General features: G+C 69.5%; 19 protein-coding genes. 17 read left to right on the forward strand and 2 right to left on the reverse strand.

Annotated elements, in window-relative coordinates; translation table 11 throughout:
* Window positions 1–34: 34 nt before the first annotated feature.
* From Q0568_RS03070 to Q0568_RS03090, 5 genes are all read left to right on the forward strand, one after another.
* Complete coding sequence (locus Q0568_RS03070; protein WP_298862067.1) at window positions 35–1,126, forward strand: histidinol-phosphate transaminase; 1,092 nt, start codon at window positions 35–37, stop codon at window positions 1,124–1,126.
* Complete coding sequence (gene hisB / locus Q0568_RS03075; protein ID WP_298862070.1) at window positions 1,123–1,740, forward strand: imidazoleglycerol-phosphate dehydratase HisB; 618 nt, start codon at window positions 1,123–1,125, stop codon at window positions 1,738–1,740. Before Q0568_RS03070 ends, hisB begins: the two co-directional genes overlap by 4 nt.
* The gene (hisH, locus tag Q0568_RS03080; RefSeq protein WP_298862073.1) at window positions 1,737–2,372 is read left to right on the forward strand and encodes an imidazole glycerol phosphate synthase subunit HisH; all 636 of its coding nucleotides are present in this window, start codon (window positions 1,737–1,739) and stop codon (window positions 2,370–2,372) included. The genes hisB and hisH overlap by 4 nt, the downstream gene beginning before the upstream one ends.
* A 96-nt stretch (window positions 2,373–2,468) precedes the next feature.
* On the forward strand, window positions 2,469–3,215 hold the full coding sequence (gene priA, locus Q0568_RS03085; RefSeq protein WP_298862076.1) for a bifunctional 1-(5-phosphoribosyl)-5-((5-phosphoribosylamino)methylideneamino)imidazole-4-carboxamide isomerase/phosphoribosylanthranilate isomerase PriA: 747 nt from the start codon (window positions 2,469–2,471) through the stop codon (window positions 3,213–3,215).
* The gene (locus Q0568_RS03090) at window positions 3,199–3,990 is read left to right on the forward strand and encodes an SseB family protein (protein WP_298862078.1); all 792 of its coding nucleotides are present in this window, start codon (window positions 3,199–3,201) and stop codon (window positions 3,988–3,990) included. Before priA ends, Q0568_RS03090 begins: the two co-directional genes overlap by 17 nt.
* Before the next feature lie 153 nt (window positions 3,991–4,143).
* Here the strand turns inward: Q0568_RS03090 and Q0568_RS03095 are convergent, their stop codons facing one another.
* Window positions 4,144–4,530 carry a DUF1844 domain-containing protein gene (locus Q0568_RS03095; protein ID WP_298862081.1) on the reverse strand — a complete coding sequence of 129 codons (387 nt, stop codon included), beginning with the start codon at window positions 4,528–4,530 and terminating at the stop codon, window positions 4,144–4,146.
* Between the two features lie 210 nt (window positions 4,531–4,740).
* Between Q0568_RS03095 and infC the strand changes: the two genes are divergently transcribed.
* From infC to Q0568_RS03150, 11 genes are all read left to right on the forward strand, one after another.
* Window positions 4,741–5,388: a translation initiation factor IF-3 gene (gene infC / locus Q0568_RS03100; RefSeq protein ID WP_298862084.1), complete on the forward strand. Its 648-nt coding sequence runs from the start codon at window positions 4,741–4,743 to the stop codon at window positions 5,386–5,388.
* Window positions 5,389–5,461: 73 nt separating this feature from the next.
* Window positions 5,462–5,656, forward strand: coding sequence for a 50S ribosomal protein L35 (rpmI, locus tag Q0568_RS03105; RefSeq protein WP_298862087.1), 195 nt, complete (start codon window positions 5,462–5,464; stop codon window positions 5,654–5,656).
* A 33-nt stretch (window positions 5,657–5,689) separates the two neighbouring features.
* Window positions 5,690–6,076, forward strand: coding sequence for a 50S ribosomal protein L20 (gene rplT, locus Q0568_RS03110; RefSeq protein ID WP_298862090.1), 387 nt, complete (start codon window positions 5,690–5,692; stop codon window positions 6,074–6,076).
* 71 nt (window positions 6,077–6,147) lie between these two features.
* Window positions 6,148–6,960 (forward strand): RNA methyltransferase, encoded by an 813-nt coding sequence (locus Q0568_RS03115; RefSeq protein WP_298862095.1) that lies wholly within the window; start codon window positions 6,148–6,150, stop codon window positions 6,958–6,960.
* 4 nt (window positions 6,961–6,964) lie between these two features.
* Window positions 6,965–7,642, forward strand: coding sequence for a response regulator transcription factor (locus tag Q0568_RS03120; RefSeq protein WP_298862098.1), 678 nt, complete (start codon window positions 6,965–6,967; stop codon window positions 7,640–7,642).
* 4 nt (window positions 7,643–7,646) lie between these two features.
* Window positions 7,647–9,023, forward strand: a complete 1,377-nt coding sequence (locus tag Q0568_RS03125) for a HAMP domain-containing sensor histidine kinase (protein WP_298862101.1) — start codon at window positions 7,647–7,649, stop codon at window positions 9,021–9,023.
* Window positions 9,020–9,985, forward strand: a complete 966-nt coding sequence (locus Q0568_RS03130; RefSeq protein ID WP_298862104.1) for a TAXI family TRAP transporter solute-binding subunit — start codon at window positions 9,020–9,022, stop codon at window positions 9,983–9,985. The genes Q0568_RS03125 and Q0568_RS03130 overlap by 4 nt, the downstream gene beginning before the upstream one ends.
* 159 nt (window positions 9,986–10,144) lie before the next feature.
* Window positions 10,145–10,873: an amino acid ABC transporter ATP-binding protein gene (locus tag Q0568_RS03135; RefSeq protein WP_298862157.1), complete on the forward strand. Its 729-nt coding sequence runs from the start codon at window positions 10,145–10,147 to the stop codon at window positions 10,871–10,873.
* Window positions 10,874–10,923: 50 nt separating this feature from the next.
* A complete protein-coding gene (locus Q0568_RS03140; RefSeq protein WP_298862107.1) occupies window positions 10,924–11,835 on the forward strand; it encodes a glutamate ABC transporter substrate-binding protein in 912 nt (303 codons plus the stop codon).
* Window positions 11,836–11,907: 72 nt separating this feature from the next.
* The gene (locus Q0568_RS03145; protein WP_298862110.1) at window positions 11,908–12,564 is read left to right on the forward strand and encodes an amino acid ABC transporter permease; all 657 of its coding nucleotides are present in this window, start codon (window positions 11,908–11,910) and stop codon (window positions 12,562–12,564) included.
* On the forward strand, window positions 12,561–13,487 hold the full coding sequence (locus tag Q0568_RS03150; RefSeq protein ID WP_298862113.1) for an amino acid ABC transporter permease: 927 nt from the start codon (window positions 12,561–12,563) through the stop codon (window positions 13,485–13,487). Before Q0568_RS03145 ends, Q0568_RS03150 begins: the two co-directional genes overlap by 4 nt.
* 69 nt (window positions 13,488–13,556) lie before the next feature.
* On the opposite strand, the gene Q0568_RS03155 is transcribed toward Q0568_RS03150, so the two are convergent.
* The gene (locus tag Q0568_RS03155; protein WP_298862116.1) at window positions 13,557–15,062 is read right to left on the reverse strand and encodes a gluconokinase; all 1,506 of its coding nucleotides are present in this window, start codon (window positions 15,060–15,062) and stop codon (window positions 13,557–13,559) included.
* 110 nt (window positions 15,063–15,172) lie between these two features.
* Between Q0568_RS03155 and Q0568_RS03160 the strand changes: the two genes are divergently transcribed.
* A complete protein-coding gene (locus tag Q0568_RS03160; RefSeq protein WP_298862118.1) occupies window positions 15,173–16,579 on the forward strand; it encodes a gluconate:H+ symporter in 1,407 nt (468 codons plus the stop codon).
* The last annotated feature ends 53 nt before the right edge of the window (window positions 16,580–16,632 follow it).

The raw sequence follows: 16,632 nt of genomic DNA on the forward strand, positions 1-16,632 counted from the left end.
ACGCGGGGTCTCCCATACCCGCACGCGCTCTAGCATGGGAAGGGTGACATCCCTCGATGACCTGCCCCTCCGCGACGATCTTCGCGGCCTGACCCCGTACGGCGCTCCGCAGGCGCCGCTGCCGGTGGCGCTGAACGTCAACGAGAACACCCATCCGGTGCCCGAGGCCGTCGTCAGCGACATCCTCGACGACGTCGCGCTCGCGCTGAGCGATGTGAACCGCTACCCGGATCGGGAGTTCACCGGATTGCGTGAGGCGTTCGCGGGCTACCTCGGCCACGAGCTCGCACCCGAGCAGATCTGGGCCGGCAACGGCTCCAACGAGGTGCTGCAGCACATCCTGCAGGCCTTCGCCGGCCCCGGCCGCACGGTGTTCGGCTTCGGGCCCACCTACTCGATGTACCCGCTGCTGACCCGCGGCACCGGCGCCACCTGGGTGGCCGGCACGCGCGAGGACGACTACACGATCACGGCCGAGGATGCTGCCGCGCAGGTCGCCGCCGCGGACCCGGACGTCGTGCTGCTGTGCACGCCCAACAACCCCACCGGCACACCGCTGGGACTGGATGTGGTCGAGGCCGTCTACGAGGCCGCTCGAGGCATCGTCGTCGTCGACGAGGCGTATCAGGAGTTCGCGCCGAAGGATGCGGCATCCGCTCTGACTCTGCTCGCGGGGCGCCCGCGGCTGGCGATCTCCCGCACCATGAGCAAGGCGTTCGCCTTCGCCGGCGCCCGTGTGGGCTATCTGGCAGCCGATCCTGCCTTCATCGATGCCCTGCGCCTCGTGCGCCTGCCGTACCACCTCAGCGCGCTCACGCAGGCGGCGGCCACGGCCGCGCTGCGCAGCGCGGACGTCATGCTGGCCATGGTCGACGAGATCGTCGAGCAGCGCGACCGCATCTCGGCGACGCTCGAGGCGCTGGGCTACACGCCGCATCCGTCCTGGTCGAACTTCGTGCTGTTCGGCGGGGTGGAGAAGCCGCAGGAGCTGTGGCAGGCGCTGTACGACCGCGGCGTGCTGATCCGCGACGTCGGCATCCCGAACCACCTGCGCGTCTCGGCCGGCACCGAGGCGGAGACCACTGCCTTCCTGGACGCCCTCGCATCGATAGGATCTGCCTCATGAGCGACCCCCGCACCGCGCCCCGCATCGCGCAGCGCAGCCGCAGCACGTCCGAGTCGACGGTGGACGTCGAGGTGAACCTCGACGGCACCGGCAAGGCCGACGTCAGCAGCTCCGTGCCGTTCTTCGACCACCTGCTCACGGCGTTCGCCAAGCACTCGCTGACCGACCTCACCGTCCGCGCCACCGGCGACACCCACATCGACGCGCACCACACCGTCGAGGACATCGCCATCGTGCTCGGCCAGGCCATCCGGGCGGCGCTCGGCGACAAGTCGGGCATCTCACGGTACGGCGACGCGCTGGTGCCGCTGGACGAGGCGCTCGTCCAGGCGGTCGTCGACATCTCCGGGCGTCCGTACCTCGTGCACGACGGCGAACCCGCAGGCTTCGAGCTGCACCTGATCGGCGGGCACTTCACCGGGTCGCTGGTGCGTCACGTCTTCGAGGCCATCGCTTTCAACGCAGCGCTCACCGTGCACGTGCGCGTGCTGAACGGACGCGACCCGCACCACATCGCCGAGGCGGAGTTCAAGGCGTTCGCGCGGGCGTTCCGCCAGGCCAAGGCGCTGGATCCGCTGGTGCACGGGGTCCCGTCCACCAAGGGCGCGCTGTGACGGCTCCGCGGGTCGTCGTCTACGACTACGAATCCGGCAACGTGCACTCCGCCGTCAAGGCGCTGGCAGCCGCCGGAGCCGATGTCGAGCTCACCGGCGACCGGGACGCGGCGCTGGAGGCCGACGGGCTGTTCGTCCCCGGCGTCGGCGCATTCGCGGCCGTCACCGGCGCGCTCCGCGCGCACGGCGGCGACGAGATCATCGACCGCAGGCTCGCAGGAGGACGCCCCGTGCTGGGCGTGTGCGTCGGCATGCAGGTGATGTTCGAGCGCGGCGTGGAGCGCGGTCAGAACGTCGAAGGTCTGGGGGAGTGGCCTGGGACCGTCGCCGAGCTGGATGCCCCCGTGCTGCCGCACATGGGCTGGAACACCGTCGAGGCCGGCGAGGGCAGCGTGCTGTTCCGCGGCGTCGAGCAGGAGCGCTTCTACTTCGTGCACTCGTTCGCGGCGAAGACCTGGGGGATCCAGGTCGAGGCGCCGTTCCCGCAGCCGTCGCTGACCTGGGCCACGCACGGCGAGCGGTTCCTCGCCGCCGTGGAGAACGGGCCGCTCGCCGCCACGCAGTTCCATCCCGAGAAGTCCGGAGAGGCCGGCATCCGCCTGCTGCGCAACTGGGTGCAGTCGCTGGTCTGAGCCCAGAGCCGGACACATCATTTGAGACCGCTCTGCGGCCGGACTATCCTGATCTCTCGTGTCCGCACGCCGCGGATTCCCCGACTCAAGGACGTCATGAACGACTTCGCACAGTCCCCCTCGCTGATCCTGCTCCCCGCAGTGGACGTGGCGGGAGGGAAGGCCGTGCGTCTCACCCAGGGTGAGGCAGGCACGGAGACCAGCTACGGCGACCCGATCGACGCCGCAGGCGAATGGGTCGACCAGGGAGCCCAGTGGATCCACCTGGTGGATCTGGATGCCGCCTTCGGGCGCGGCAGCAACGCCGGCATCCTGCGCAAGGTCATCAAGCAGTACCGCGGGGTGAACGTCGAGCTCTCCGGAGGCATCCGCGACGACGCCAGCCTGGAGGCGGCCCTGGAGTCCGGCGCCAACCGCATCAACCTCGGAACGGCGGCGCTGGAGAACCCGGAGTGGGCGGCCGACGTCATCGGCCGGTACGGCGAGGCCGTCGCCGTGGGACTCGACGTGCGCGGCACCACGCTGGCGGCACGCGGCTGGACCAAGGACGGCGGCGACATCTGGGAGGTGCTGGACCGCCTGGAGGAGGCCGGCTGCAGTCGCTACGTCGTCACCGACGTCACCAAGGACGGCACGTTGCGCGGCCCGAACCTCGACCTGCTGCGCGAGATCACCTCGCGCACGCCCAAGCCCGTGATCGCCTCCGGCGGCGTCTCCAGCCTCGACGACATCATCGCGCTGCGCGAGCTGGTCTCGCTGGGCGTGGAGGGCGCCATCGTCGGCAAGGCGCTGTACGCCGGGCAGTTCACCCTCGCAGAGGCACTGGATGTCGCGGGCGACTGACGACGCCTGCGATCACGGGAACAGCGCCGACTCCGCCGGCGTGCCCTGGGCGGGGCGGCACTTCCAGGAGAACACCCGCGCGGCCGATGACGGCTCCGCCGACCCCGCGCTGCTGGATGCGCTGCTGCGCTTCCGCGCCGGCACGGGCAGCCAGGCCGAGGTCGTGGACGCATTCCGCGACGCCCGCGTGCTGGTGCCGCTGGTCGCCGAGAAGGGCGACGAGGGCACCGCGCCCAACGGGCTGAAGGTCGACAAGACCCAGGAGCTCTCCATCGTCACCGTCGCCGCTCCCGACGGGCGTCGCGTGCAGCCGGCGTTCTCGTCCGTGGACACCATGCGCCGGTGGGATCCTGCGGCCCGACCGATTCCGGTCGAGGCCATCCGCGTGGCCCTGTCGGCCGCCGACGAGCAGACCGACCTGGTTGTGCTGGACCCGGCATCCGAGACCGAGTTCGTCCTGCGCCGCCCCGCCGTGTGGGCGATCGCGCAGAGTCAGCCGTGGGAGCCCAGCTTCCTCTCACCCGAGGTCTTCACGGCCCTGCGCGAGAGCGTCGCGCACGAGCTGGCCGTCATCGACGTGTCTGTCGCGGCGGGGGATCCGGATGCCCGGATGCGCGGCCCCGAGCTGATCGTCACCCTCGAGCTCATCGACGGGCTGGATCGCGAGACGCTGGATGCCGTGCTCGCGCGTCTCGCGCAGCGCTGGGCCGCCGACGATCGCATGGCCGTCCTGGTCGACTCCCTCACCGTGAAGCTCACCCGCTCCGAGGGCTGACCGCATCCGCCCTACGCCCTCACACGAGGTCAGCCTGACCGAGACGTGAGGCCGGAGGAAGGTTCCCGGAGCGAGCATCGGGGAGGAGCGAAGCGGAGGGGCCCCCGCTCTGCGAGCGAAGGGAACCTTCCGCAGGCCGTCAGTCCAGAGAGCTCAGATGACCGAGCCGGTCCACTTCTCGCCCGGCCCCTTGCCGACGGCGTCCTTGATGGGGGAGGCCTCGCGGAAGGCCAGCTGCAGGGAGCGCAGCCCGTCGCGCAGCGGGCGGGCGTGCGCGTCGCTGATCTCGGGGGCGCCTGCGGTGATGAGCCCCGCCAGCGCGTTGATGAGCTTGCGGGCCTCGTCCAGGTCCAGCTGCGCCTCGGGCTCATCGGCCAGGCCCAGTTTCACGGCGGCGGCGCTCATCAGGTGCACGGCGGTCGTGGTGATCACCTCGACGGCGGGGACATCGGCGATGTCGCGGGTGGCGGCGGCAGCGGCTTGCTCCTGCTGCGCCCAGCGCTCGTGGCGGTCATCGGCGTGCTCGGCAGGAATCGTCACTTCGGGTTGCTTTCTGGTAGACTTCTGCGGGCTTCGGAGCTTTTCGCTCCGATACGAAAGAGGATTCACTTCCCACCCGCGCTTGCCGTTCAAGGCTACCGGGTTCCGCACCCCGCCGGCTTCGGTGGAAAGGGTGCCGAAGCCGGTGCAGTCTGACGCGCCGGCGGGTGGGGAGACTCCGATTTCGCCCGGAATGCAGACAGCATCCCGGTGGCCGAAACCACGTCTAAGGAGCTCCGCATCAGCGATCCCCGTACCAATGAGCGCATCCGCGTCCCCGAGGTCCGCCTCGTCGGTCCCGCGGGTGAGCAGATCGGCGTTGTCCGCATCGAGGCAGCGCTGCGTCTGGCCCAGGAAGCCGACCTCGATCTCGTCGAGGTGGCCCCGAATTCCAAGCCGCCCGTCGTCAAGATCATGGACTACGGCAAGTTCAAGTACGAGGCCGCGCAGAAGGCGAAGGAAGCCCGCCGCAACCAGGCGAACACCATCCTCAAGGAGGTGCGGTTCCGCCTGAAGATCGAGGCTCACGACTACACGACCAAGCTCAAGCGCGCCGAGGGCTTCCTGCGCTCCGGCGACAAGGTCAAGGCCATGATCCTGTTCCGCGGTCGCGAGCAGTCGCGTCCCGAGCAGGGCGTGCGTCTGCTGCGCAAGTTCGCCGAGGACGTCGCCGAGTTCGGCACCGTCGAGTCGAACCCCACGATCGACGGCCGCAACATGGTCATGGTCGTCGCTCCCCTGAAGAACAAGTCCGAGGCCAAGGCCGAGCAGAACGCCGTGCGCACGGCCAACAAGCAGGCCGCGCGCGAGGCGAAGAGCGACGCCGCTGCGGCCCGCAAGGACTCTCCCGCGGCGTGAGCCGCCCCCAGAACTCCCGCGCGAGCGGGTAACCCACCGTCGCCCGAGCGGGCGCCACACGAAGGAAGAGAAGATGCCGAAGCAGAAGACCCATTCGGGTGCGAAGAAGCGCTTCAAGATCACCGGCAGCGGAAAGCTGAAGAAGCAGCAGGCCGGCATGCGCCACAACCTCGAGCACAAGTCGAGCCGTCAGACCCGTCGCCTGAACCAGGACCAGGTCCTCTCCAAGGCCGACGCCAAGGTCGCCAACAAGCTTCTCGGTCGCTGAGCGCGCCGCACACACGAATAGGAATCCAGGAAAATGGCAAGAGTCAAGCGCGCGGTCAACGCGCACAAGAAGCGTCGCGTCATCCTCGATCGCGCCTCGGGCTACCGTGGCCAGCGGTCGCGTCTGTACCGCAAGGCCAAGGAGCAGGTCACTCACTCCCTCGTCTACGCGTACCGTGACCGTCGCAAGCGCAAGGGCGACTTCCGCAAGCTGTGGATCCAGCGCATCAACGCCGCCGCTCGCCAGAACGGCATGACGTACAACCGCTTCATCCAGGGCCTGGGCCTCGCCGGCGTCCAGGTGGACCGCCGCATGCTGGCCGACCTGGCCGTGACCGATGCCGCCGCGTTCGCCACGCTGGTCGAGGTCGCCAAGAAGGCGCTGCCCTCCGACGTGAACGCTCCGAAGGCCGCTGCCTGAGCCGAGCCGAGCTGAGAAGACGGGCGCTCCCTGAAAGGGGAGCGCCCGTCTTCGTCTTCTAGACTGGGGTCGTGCTCGAGAATCCCCGCTCTCCCCGAGTCCGTGCCGTGGCCAAGCTCACCAAGCGCAGTGCGCGAGCCGAGGCAGGACTGTTCCTGCTGGAAGGACCGCAGGCCGTGCGAGAGGCTCTCCGATGCCTCCCCGGTGCGATCGTCGACCTGTTCGCCACGCCCACGGCGTGGGAGAAGCACGGCGACGTCCGCGCGCTCGCGATCGAGGAGAAGGTCGAGGTCGAGTACGTCACCGAGCACGTGCTCTCGGCCATGGCCGACACCGTCACCCCGCAGGGCATCATCGCCACCGCCCGCCAGACGCCCACCTCCGTGCGCGACATCTTCGCGGCATCCCCGAAGCTCATCGCCATCTGCGAGGAGGTGCGCGATCCCGGCAACCTCGGCACCATCATCCGCGCCGCGGATGCGGCAGGAGCGGATGCCGTGGTGCTGACCGGCCGTACGGTCGACCCGTACAACCCCAAGGTCGTGCGCTCCACCACGGGGTCGCTGTTCCACCTGCCGTTCTCGGTGGGCGGAGACCTGGACGACGTGATCACCCGCGCGCACGCCGCGGGCATGCAGGTGCTGGCAGCCGACGTGAAGGGCGACGACCTGCTGGCGGCCCGCGCCGAGGGCATGCTGCGCAAGCCCACCGCCTGGCTGTTCGGAAACGAGGCCCGCGGCCTGGAGGACGACATGCTCGAGCGTGCCGACCGTGCGCTGAAGCTGCCGATCTACGGGCAGGCCGAATCGCTGAACCTCGCCACCGCGGCCAGCGTGTGCCTGTACGAGAGCGCCTTCGCGCAGCGCGAGGTCGACCCGGAGTGAGACCATGCGCATCCTGATCGTCGAGGACGACGATCGCGTCGCCGAGGCGCTGGCGGCCTTCCTCAGCCGCTCCGGGTACGCGACGGCCCGCGCCACGAACGGCGCCCAGGCGCTGGAGCTGGTGGGATCGGACACCGAGCTGGTGCTGCTGGACCTGGGCCTGCCCGACATGGACGGCGTGGACGTGTGCCGCCGCATCCGGTCCCGCAGCGGCGTGCCGGTGATCATCGCCACCGCCCGCAGCGACGTGCAGGAGCGCATCCGCGGGCTGCGCGCCGGCGCCGACGACTTCGTCGTCAAGCCCTACGACGTGCGCGAGCTGCTGGCCCGCATCGAGGCAGTCACGCGCCGGCTGCATCCGCTGGACGCGCTGACGCCGGATGCCGAGGACCGGGCGCTCATCGAGGTGGACGGCGTGAGCATCGACCTGGTCGCCCGTCGGGTGCTGGTCGACGGCGCGCCGATCGAGCTCACTCGCAAGGAGTTCGACATCATCGCCGTGCTGGCCCGCTACCCGGGCGTTGCCGTGCCTCGGGAGCGGCTGATCCGCGAGGTGTGGAACACCGACTGGCAGAGCTTCGCCCGCTCGCTGGAGGTGCACGTCGCCAGCATCCGTCGCAAGATCGGCCGGGCCTCGCTGATCGAGACCGTCCGCGGCGTCGGATACCGCCTGGAGGGCTGACGCCGTGCGCCGCAGGCTGATCATCGTCTTCCTCGTGCCGCTGGTGCTGGTGCTGACCGTGCTGGGCGGCGCGTACGCGTGGTCGACCGCGCGCAGCGTGCAGCAGGAGTTCTACGCCGAGCAGCTGGGCGATCTGAGCTACTTCACCACGACCGCCAGGCAGGCGCTGCTCTCCGGCAGCACCGAGGTGTTCGATGGCGAGGCGCAGCGCTACCGCGAGCTCTACGGCACCCGCGTCGTGATCGTCGATCGCGCGGGGCACCAGTGGACGCCCGACGTCGCCGCCCCGCAGCTGTCGCGCCCCGAGGTGGATGCGCAGATCAAGCTGGCGCTGTCCGGTCGTCGCGGCGAGCTGCCGCAGAACGTGCTGCCGTGGCAGTTCAGCGACCTGTCGCTGGTGGAGCCGGTCTTCGACGGCGGCGATGTGATCGGCGCGGTGGTGATGTCGGCCAGTGTGGAGGTTCCGCGGGCCGAGATCAGCCGGCAGTGGCTGCTGATCGTCGCGGTCGCGGCCGTGGTGATCGCGGCGGGCCTGTTCATCGTGTTCCGACTGGCCGGCTGGGTGCTGCGTCCCGTGCGGCGTCTGGATCACGCCATGGAGGCCATGGAGCGCGGCGACATGGACGCCCGCATCGCCGATGACACCGGCCCCGCCGAGCTGCACCGGATGATCCTGATGTTCAACAGGATGGCCGACGAGATCGAGCGCGTCGTCGCCCGGCAGCAGGAGTTCGCGCTGAACGCCTCGCACGAGCTGCGCAACCCGCTGAACGCCCTGCTGCTGCGCGTGGAGGTGCTGGCGGCCGATCTCGGCGAGGCCGGTGCCGCCGACGTGGAGAAGATCCGCGAGGAGGGGCAGCGGATGACGCGCATCCTCGACACGCTGCTGGGCTTCGCCCGCGGCGCCGTGCACGAGTCCGACTTCGAGGACGTCGATCTGCGCCCGCTCATCGAGCGCCGCGCGCAGGCCTGGCGCGAGGTCGCCGCCCGCCGCAGCATCGCGCTGCGCACGGCGGGCATAGCGCACGCGCTGGCTCGCGTGGACGAGGCGGTGGTGGAGAGCGCGCTGGATGCTGTGATCGACAACGCCGTGAAGTTCTCGCCCGATGAGGCGGGGATCGAGCTGTCCGTGGAGCGGACCGACGACGGATGCCGCATCGCCGTGCGCGATCACGGACCGGGGCTGGAGCCCGAGGAGCTGGAGCAGGCCGCCGACAGGTTCTGGCGCAGCGCCCGCAACCAGAACGTCCCCGGATCGGGGCTGGGCCTGGCCATCGCAATGGACCTGCTGCGATCGGTGGGCGGGCGCCTCGAGGTGGATTCGCCGGACGGCGGCGGACTGCGCGTGAGCTTCCTCCTGCCCGCAGCGGGGGAGCGATGAGCGTGCGGTGGGCCGGGCGGATGCTGGCCGCGGTCGTCGCCGTGGCGCTGCTGGCGGGTCTGGCCGGCTGCGCACCGGAGCAGCCCGCCTGGGCGCAGCATCCGCTGCGGATCGCCGGGGGAGGGGTGACCGGCGTCTACTACGACTACGGCGCGCACCTGGCGTCCGCGCTGCGACGCGACCTGCACGTCGACGCGGAAGTCGTGCAGACCAACGGCTCCGTCGACAACCTGCGGCTGATCGGCGAGGGGAAGGCGCAGCTGGGCTTCGCGCAGAGCGATGCCGTCGCGGATGCGGTGGCGGGCACCGGCGACTTCGAGACGCCGCTGCCGATCCGCGCCGCGGCGCGGCTGTACGACGAGTATGTGCACGTCGTGGTGCGGGCGGACTCCGGCATCCGCAGCATCTCCGAGCTCAGCGGGCACACGGTGTCGCTGGGCGGTGCGGGCTCGGGCGTGAGCGTGGTCGCGCGGCGGGTACTGGCGGCGTCGGATGTCGCGGTGGGCGCTGTGCACGATGCGGCGCTGGGACTGGATGCCGCGATCGCCGCCCTCACCGACCGTCGCATCGACGCGTTCTTCTGGGTCGGCGGCCTGCCGACGCCCGGCATCCAGAAACTGGCGTCGAGACTGCCGATCCGGCTGCTGTCCATCGGCGCCGATGTGGTGGAGCGGGCGGATGCCGCGCATGCCGGCGTCTACCGCTCGGCGGAGTTCCCCGTCGGCGCCTACGGCAGCGTCGAGCCGACCGTGGCGATGACCGTGCCCAATTACCTGGTGACCTCGGCGGACGTGCCGGACTCCCTGGTGCGCGACGTGCTGGCTGAGCTGTTCGACACCCGTCCGGAGGTCGCCAGGAGCATCCCGGCGGCCGCGCTGCTGGATCGGAGGCTGGCGATCTTCACCGACCCGATCCCGCTGCATCCGGGGGCTGCCGAGTACTACCGCGACTCGCGGCAGTGACCTCCTGGCACGCTCAAGAAACACTCAAGGAACTGGTTCGCGGGAGTCCGCGCGCCTAGTGTGAACGGGTCAGCGGATTCGATGGGGAGCCACTGAACCCGTGTGCGCTCCCCTCGACCCGAAGGTCCCACAGGAGGCACCATGAGCACAGCCGAATCGCTGGTCGTCGTCGAGAACGTCCAGAAGCACTACGGCGAGTTCCACGCCCTGAAGGACATCAACCTCACCGTCGACAAGGGTGAGGTCGTCGTCGTGATCGGACCGTCCGGCTCCGGCAAGTCCACGCTGTGCCGCACGATCAACCGCCTGGAGACCATCACCTCCGGCTCCATCCGCATCGACGGCAAGCCGCTGCCCGCCGAGGGCAAGGGGCTGGCGAACCTGCGGGCCGAGGTCGGCATGGTGTTCCAGTCGTTCAACCTCTTCGCGCACCTGACCATCCTCGAGAACGTCACGTTGGGCCCCATCCGGGTGCGCGGCGTGAAGAAGGCGGATGCCGAGAAGGAGGCGATGCAGCTCCTGGAGCGAGTGGGCGTCGCCCAGCAGGCATCCAAGCTCCCCGCCCAGCTCTCCGGCGGCCAGCAGCAGCGCGTGGCCATCGCCCGGGCGCTGGCCATGCACCCCAAGGTGATGCTCTTCGACGAGCCCACCAGCGCCCTGGACCCCGAGATGATCAACGAGGTCCTCGACGTGATGATCGGGCTGGCGAAGGACGGCATGACCATGATCGTCGTCACCCATGAGATGGGCTTCGCCCGCAAGGCCGCGAACCGCGTGGTCTTCATGGCCGACGGGCAGATCGTCGAGGAGGCGACGCCCGAGGAGTTCTTCACGAACCCGAAGAGCTCGCGCGCCAAGGACTTCCTGTCCAAGCTCCTCACCCACTGACCTTCCCGCGCGGAGATCCCGCGCACCCACAGCACACGAAGGAGAACACCATGCGACGCACCAAGGCACTCGCAGGAATCGGCATCGTCGCCGCGGCGCTGATGGCCCTCACCGGCTGCAACAGCGGCAGCCCGTCGGCACCCGGCGGCAGCGGCGAAGGAGACGGCGCGAGCAACAGCGGCGCGATCTGGACCGTCGCGAAGGACGTCAAGCTCGACGGCAGCCCCACGTTCGAGAAGATGACCAAGGCGGGCGGCGTCACCGTCGGCGTCAAGGAGGACCAGCCGGGCCTCGGCTACCTCGACCCGACCACGGGTGAGCGCAGCGGCTTCGACGTCGACATCGCACGCTGGATCGCGGCATCCCTCGGCTTCGACGAGAAGCAGATCACCTACAAGCCGATCGCCTCGGCGAACCGCGAGCAGGCCATCAAGAACGGCGACGTGGACTACTACGTCGGCACCTACTCGATCACCGACAAGCGCAAGGCCGACGTCGACTTCGCCGGCCCCTACTTCGTCACCGGCCAGGGTCTGCTGGTCCGCAAGGACAGCGGCATCGACGACGTGAAGGACCTCTCGGCCTTCAACGGCAAGACCGTCTGCTCGGCCACCGGATCCACGCCGATCCAGAACATCAAGGCCAACTACCCCGAGATCAAGACCAAGGAGTACGACATCTACTCCGGCTGCGTCGAGGACCTGCTCAACGGCTCGGTCGACGCGGTGACCACCGACCAGGCCATCCTGATCGGCTACGCCGCGCAGCACCCCGACAAGCTCAAGATCGTCGGCGGGCTGTTCACCGAGGAGCGCTACGGCGTGGGCCTGACCAAGGGCGACACCGTCCTGAAGGACCACATCAACAAGCTGTTCACCGACGGCCACGACATCTGGCAGAAGATCTTCGACAAGAACCTCGGCAAGTCGGGCATCAAGGTCGAGCAGCCCAAGGTCGACTGACCGCAGCTCGTCCATCACTGACGGGCGGCCCCACGGCAGCGGGGCCGCCCGTCGACACGAAGGGAGGATGGCATGGACGTCATCTTCGGCAACCTCGACCTGTGGGGGCAGGCCATCAGCAACACCCTGCTGGTGTTCGCCGTGGGCGGCGTGATCGCCCTGGTCCTCGGGACGATCGTCGGCGCGATGCGCGTCTCGCCGGTGCCCATCGCCCGCGGGGTCGGCACGGTGTACGTCAACCTCGTGCGCAACACCCCGCTGACGCTGATCTTCTTCTTCTTCGTGTTCGGCTACCCGCAGCTCGGGCTGCCGCAGCTGTCGAACACGGTGCTGGGCATCATCGCCATCGGCATCTACACCGCGACCTACGTCGCGGAGGTGCTGCGCGCCGGCATCAACACCGTACCGGTCGGACAGGCCGAGGCGGCACGCGCCATCGGGCTGCCGTTCGGCCAGGTCATGACGCTGGTGGTGCTGCCGCAGGCGTTCCGCTCGGTGGTGCCGCCCATGATGAGCGTCTTCATAGCACTGCTGAAGAACACCACGGTCGCCGCCGGCTTCTCGGTCGCCGAGCTCGCGGCCCTGCGCTCGACCATCTACGACTCGCACGACCGCCCCGGCAGCTCCATGGAGGTGCTGCTGTGGGTCGCCGTGGTGTTCGTCGCCCTCGTCATGCTGCTGAGCTGGGCTCAGCAGCACATGGAGAAGAAGTGGAGGATCGCGCGATGACTTCCGTGCTCTACGACGTCCCCGGTCCCCGGGCGATCGTCCGCAACCGCATCCTGGCGGTCGTCACCGTCGTCGCGGTGCTGGCCGTGATCGGCTTCGTCGTCTTCCGGTTCGCCGCGACCGGACAGTTCGACACCGACCGCTGGTACGTCTTCACCTTCACCAACGTGTGGCTCGGCATCACCAAGGCACTCGGCAAGACCGTCAGCGCGTTCGCGCTGGCCGCCGTGCTGAGCCTGGTCCTCGGCTTCGTGCTGGCCATCGGCAGGCTCTCCGACCACGCCTGGGTGCGCAAGCCCGTCGCTGTCATCACCGAGCTGTTCCGCGCCGTGCCGGTGCTGGTCATGATGATGCTGCTGTACTACGGCCTGCCCGACCTGGGCGTGAAGATGGAGCCGTACTGGGCCGTGGTCATCGGCCTGATGGTCTACAACGGCTCGGTCCTGGCCGAGGCGCTGCGCGCCGGCATCGAGGCGCTGCCGAAGGGGCAGAAGGAGGCCGGCTACGCGATCGGCCTGCGCAAGAGCGGCGTCATGGTGCTCATCCTGCTGCCGCAGGCCGTGCGCGCCATGCTGCCGGTCATCGTCGCGCAGCTGGTGGTCACGCTCAAGGACACCGCGCTGGGCTTCATCATCACCTATCCCGAGCTGCTGTACTACGCCAAGCAGCTCACCGCCCACCCGAGCCGTCCCATCCTGCAGTCGGCCATGGTCATCGGCGCCATCTACATCGCGATGTGCCTGATCCTGTCGGGCGTCGCAAAGTGGCTGGAGATCCGCACCAGGCGCTCGCCGAAGCTGTCCGGCTACACGCCGGTGGATGGAGGAGACCCGCGCATCCACGAGGGCTCCACGGTCACGGAGGTGATCGCCGCCCAACGGGGTGCGGGGAAGTTCGACCAGGGCAACGCGCCGAGTCTCTGACCGGAACCTCCGGAGGGGGAGCGAGGGCGGGCATCCATCGGATGCCCGCCCTCTGCCGTCCGCGTGGGATCAGTGCACGATCACCGCGTCGTACAGGCCCTCGAACCTGCGGCGCAGATCGTCGTAGTACGGCCGCTGCGCGGCATCCGGCTGGGTCAGCCCGGTCTGCGGAACGGTGGCCAGCGGATGCTCGGGGCGCAGCACCTGCAGTGCCAGGGCCGCGGCCCCCCGCATGGTGACGCGCTTGACGTTCACCACCTGCACGGGGAAGCCCAGCGCCTGGGCGACGACGTCCATGAATGCGGGGTAGGCGCTGGTCACGCCTCCCGAGGCGACCACGTGCTGGATGTCCGGGTTCACCTCCCGCAGCTGCTCGAAGACTCTCGCGTACGAGACCGCGATGCCCTCCACGGCGCCGCGCCACAGCTCGCGCGGGCCCGTGGACGAGGAGACCCCGGAGGCGACGGCTCGCGCGTCTCCCGCCCAGCCCGTGGCGCGCTCGCCGGTGAGGAACGGCAGCATCAGCGGTGTGCCCTCGACAGGCGCCGCGCGCAGCAGTTCGTCGATCTGCTCGTAGCTCAGCGGCGCCAGGGTGCTCTGCAGCCACAGCGTCACCCGGCCCACGTCGTTCAGCGCGCCGCCCACGATCGACTGCGTGCGCGACACGCGATACGCCCACAGGCCGGACGGCAGCTCTTCGGGGGTGTCGTCCATGATCACGCGGATGGCGCCGGAGGTGGCCGCCGACATGGCGGACGTCGTGGGAGTGTCCGCGCCGACACCGAGGTTGGAGGCGTACCCGTCGGGCACCGCGGGGAACCAGGCCGCGCCGGCCAGCGCCGGCCAGCGCCGGGCGAGGTCGGGAGAGACGTCGGTGAGGGGCTCGGACGGGTCGATGATCGGCGCGAACCGGCTGCGGTCCACGCCGACGGCGGCCAGCAGCTCCTCGTCGAGCTCGCAGGTGCGACGGTTCAGGATGCCGGCCCACGCCATGGTGGAGGTCGCCGCGCCCGAGATGCCGGCGAGCTTGGCATACGCGTACTCGCCCAGCGAGAGGAACTGCGCCGTCTTCTCGAAGATCTCGGGGAACTCGTCCCGCAGCCACAGCAGCCGCGGCGGGTGGTAGCTGGTGTGCAGTCGCGCGCCGATGCGCTGGTGGACGGCATCCTCGTCCAACTGCTCCCGCAGTCTCGCCAGCTGCGGCGCCGAGCGGGAGTCCGCGTAGGTGAAACACGGCGTGAGCGCGTCCCCCGCATCGTCCACGCACACCAGCGACGAGGCGAATGTGTCCATCACGACGGCCTTGACCAGTCCGGGCTCCACGCCCTTCAGCGCCCCGTCGATGACCTCGCCGACCTCGCGCACGATCTGATCGGCATCCACCTCGGCCGTGCCGTCGGCGGCCTCGGTGAAGGCGTGATCGACCTTGACCATGTGCTTCTTGACGGGTCGCGCGTACGCGTCGTACAGGCAGCCGCGGGTGGACCCCGAGCCGATGTCGATGGCCAGGACGTAGGGGGTGGGTGCGGATGCCAGCGGGATGCTCTCGGTGGTCGGGATCTGCTGGTCTGTCATGCGCGCACCTCTGGTCTGAGTCGTCCTCGTCGCCGATCCTACCGGGGAGTAACGTGTCTGCTTGGCTCCGGGACGACCCCCGCCCCCGACGCCATTGAAGGAGTCCGAGAATGCATCTGCTCTCACACACGGCACCGCTTCTGAACGGGGTGCTCGCCGCTGATCCGGTGACACCGGCGGCCGGGACAGCACAGTTGATCATCGCCGCCGTCATCTCCATCGCCCTCATCATCGTGCTGATCGTCTGGGTGAAGATGCACCCGTTCTTCGCCCTGATGCTCGGCGCGGCGGTCATGGCGGTCACCGCCGACATGGGCTTCGCCAAGGCCTTCACCTCGTTCTCGGCGGGCCTGGGATCCACGGTCGGCGGTGTGGGCGTCCTGATCGTGCTCGGCGCCGTGATCGGCAGGTTCCTCACGGAATCCGGCGGAGCCGATGAGATCGTCGACACGATCCTGTCCAAGACCCCGGCGGCCAAGCTCGCGTGGGCCATGGCCCTGGCCGCGTTCATCGTCGGCATCCCGCTGTTCTTCGAGGTCGGCGTCGTGCTGCTGATCCCGATCGTCATGCTCGTGGCCAAGCGCGCCAAGCTCCCCGTCATCCTCATCGGCATCCCGGCGCTGGCGGGCCTGTCCGCGCTGCACGGTCTCGTGCCGCCGCACCCCGGCCCGCTGATCGCGATCGACGCGCTGAAGGCGGACCTCGGCATCACGCTCGGCCTGGGCCTTCTGGTCGCGATCCCGACCGTCATCATCGCCGGTCCGGTGCTGGCGAAGTCGATGGCCCGCTGGGTGCCGGTGATGGCGCCAGACACTCTGATCGTCTCCAGCGGCGAGAACAAGGACGGCAAGCGCCCGGCGTTCGGCGTCGCACTGTCGGTCGTGCTGCTGCCGGTCGTGCTCATGCTGCTGATGACGGTCGTCGACACGCTGAAGATCGGCGACACCGTGATCGGCCAGATCCTGGTGTTCATCGGCACTCCGCTGCAGGCCCTGCTGATCACCTCGCTGTACGCGATGGTCGTGCTGGGCACCGCACTCGGACGCAGCATGAAGGAGGTCTCCCAGATCACCGGCGACGCGTTCGGCCCGATCGCCTCCATCCTGCTGATCGTGGGCGCCGGCGGCGGTTTCAAGCAGACGCTGGTCGACTCCGGTGTCGGAGCGGTGATCGGCAACGGCATCGCCGGATCCGGGATGCCACTGCTGCTGGCCGGCTGGCTGGTGGCGGTCGTCATCCGCCTGGCCACGGGCTCCGCGACGGTGGCCACCATCACCGCCGCGGGCATCATGGCGCCGCTGGTCGGCGACCTGTCGAGCACGCATGTCGCGCTGATGGTGCTGGCCGTCGGCGCCGGCTCCGTGTTCCTCTCGCACGTGAACGATGCCGGCTTCTGGCTGGTGAAGGAGTACTTCGGCCTGACCGTCGGGCAGACCTTCAAGACCTGGAGCCTCATGGAGTGCGCGGTCTCGGTGGTGGGGCTCGTCGGCGTCCTGCTGCTGGGCCTGGTCGTCTGACGCCCGTCTTCCCGGAGTTCACCAGCGCGGGGGCCCTCCTCCCGCGCCGGTAG

Origin of the sequence: uncultured Microbacterium sp. (assembly GCF_937927635.1) — a bacterium.
Classification (GTDB): Bacteria; Actinomycetota; Actinomycetes; order Actinomycetales; family Microbacteriaceae; genus Microbacterium.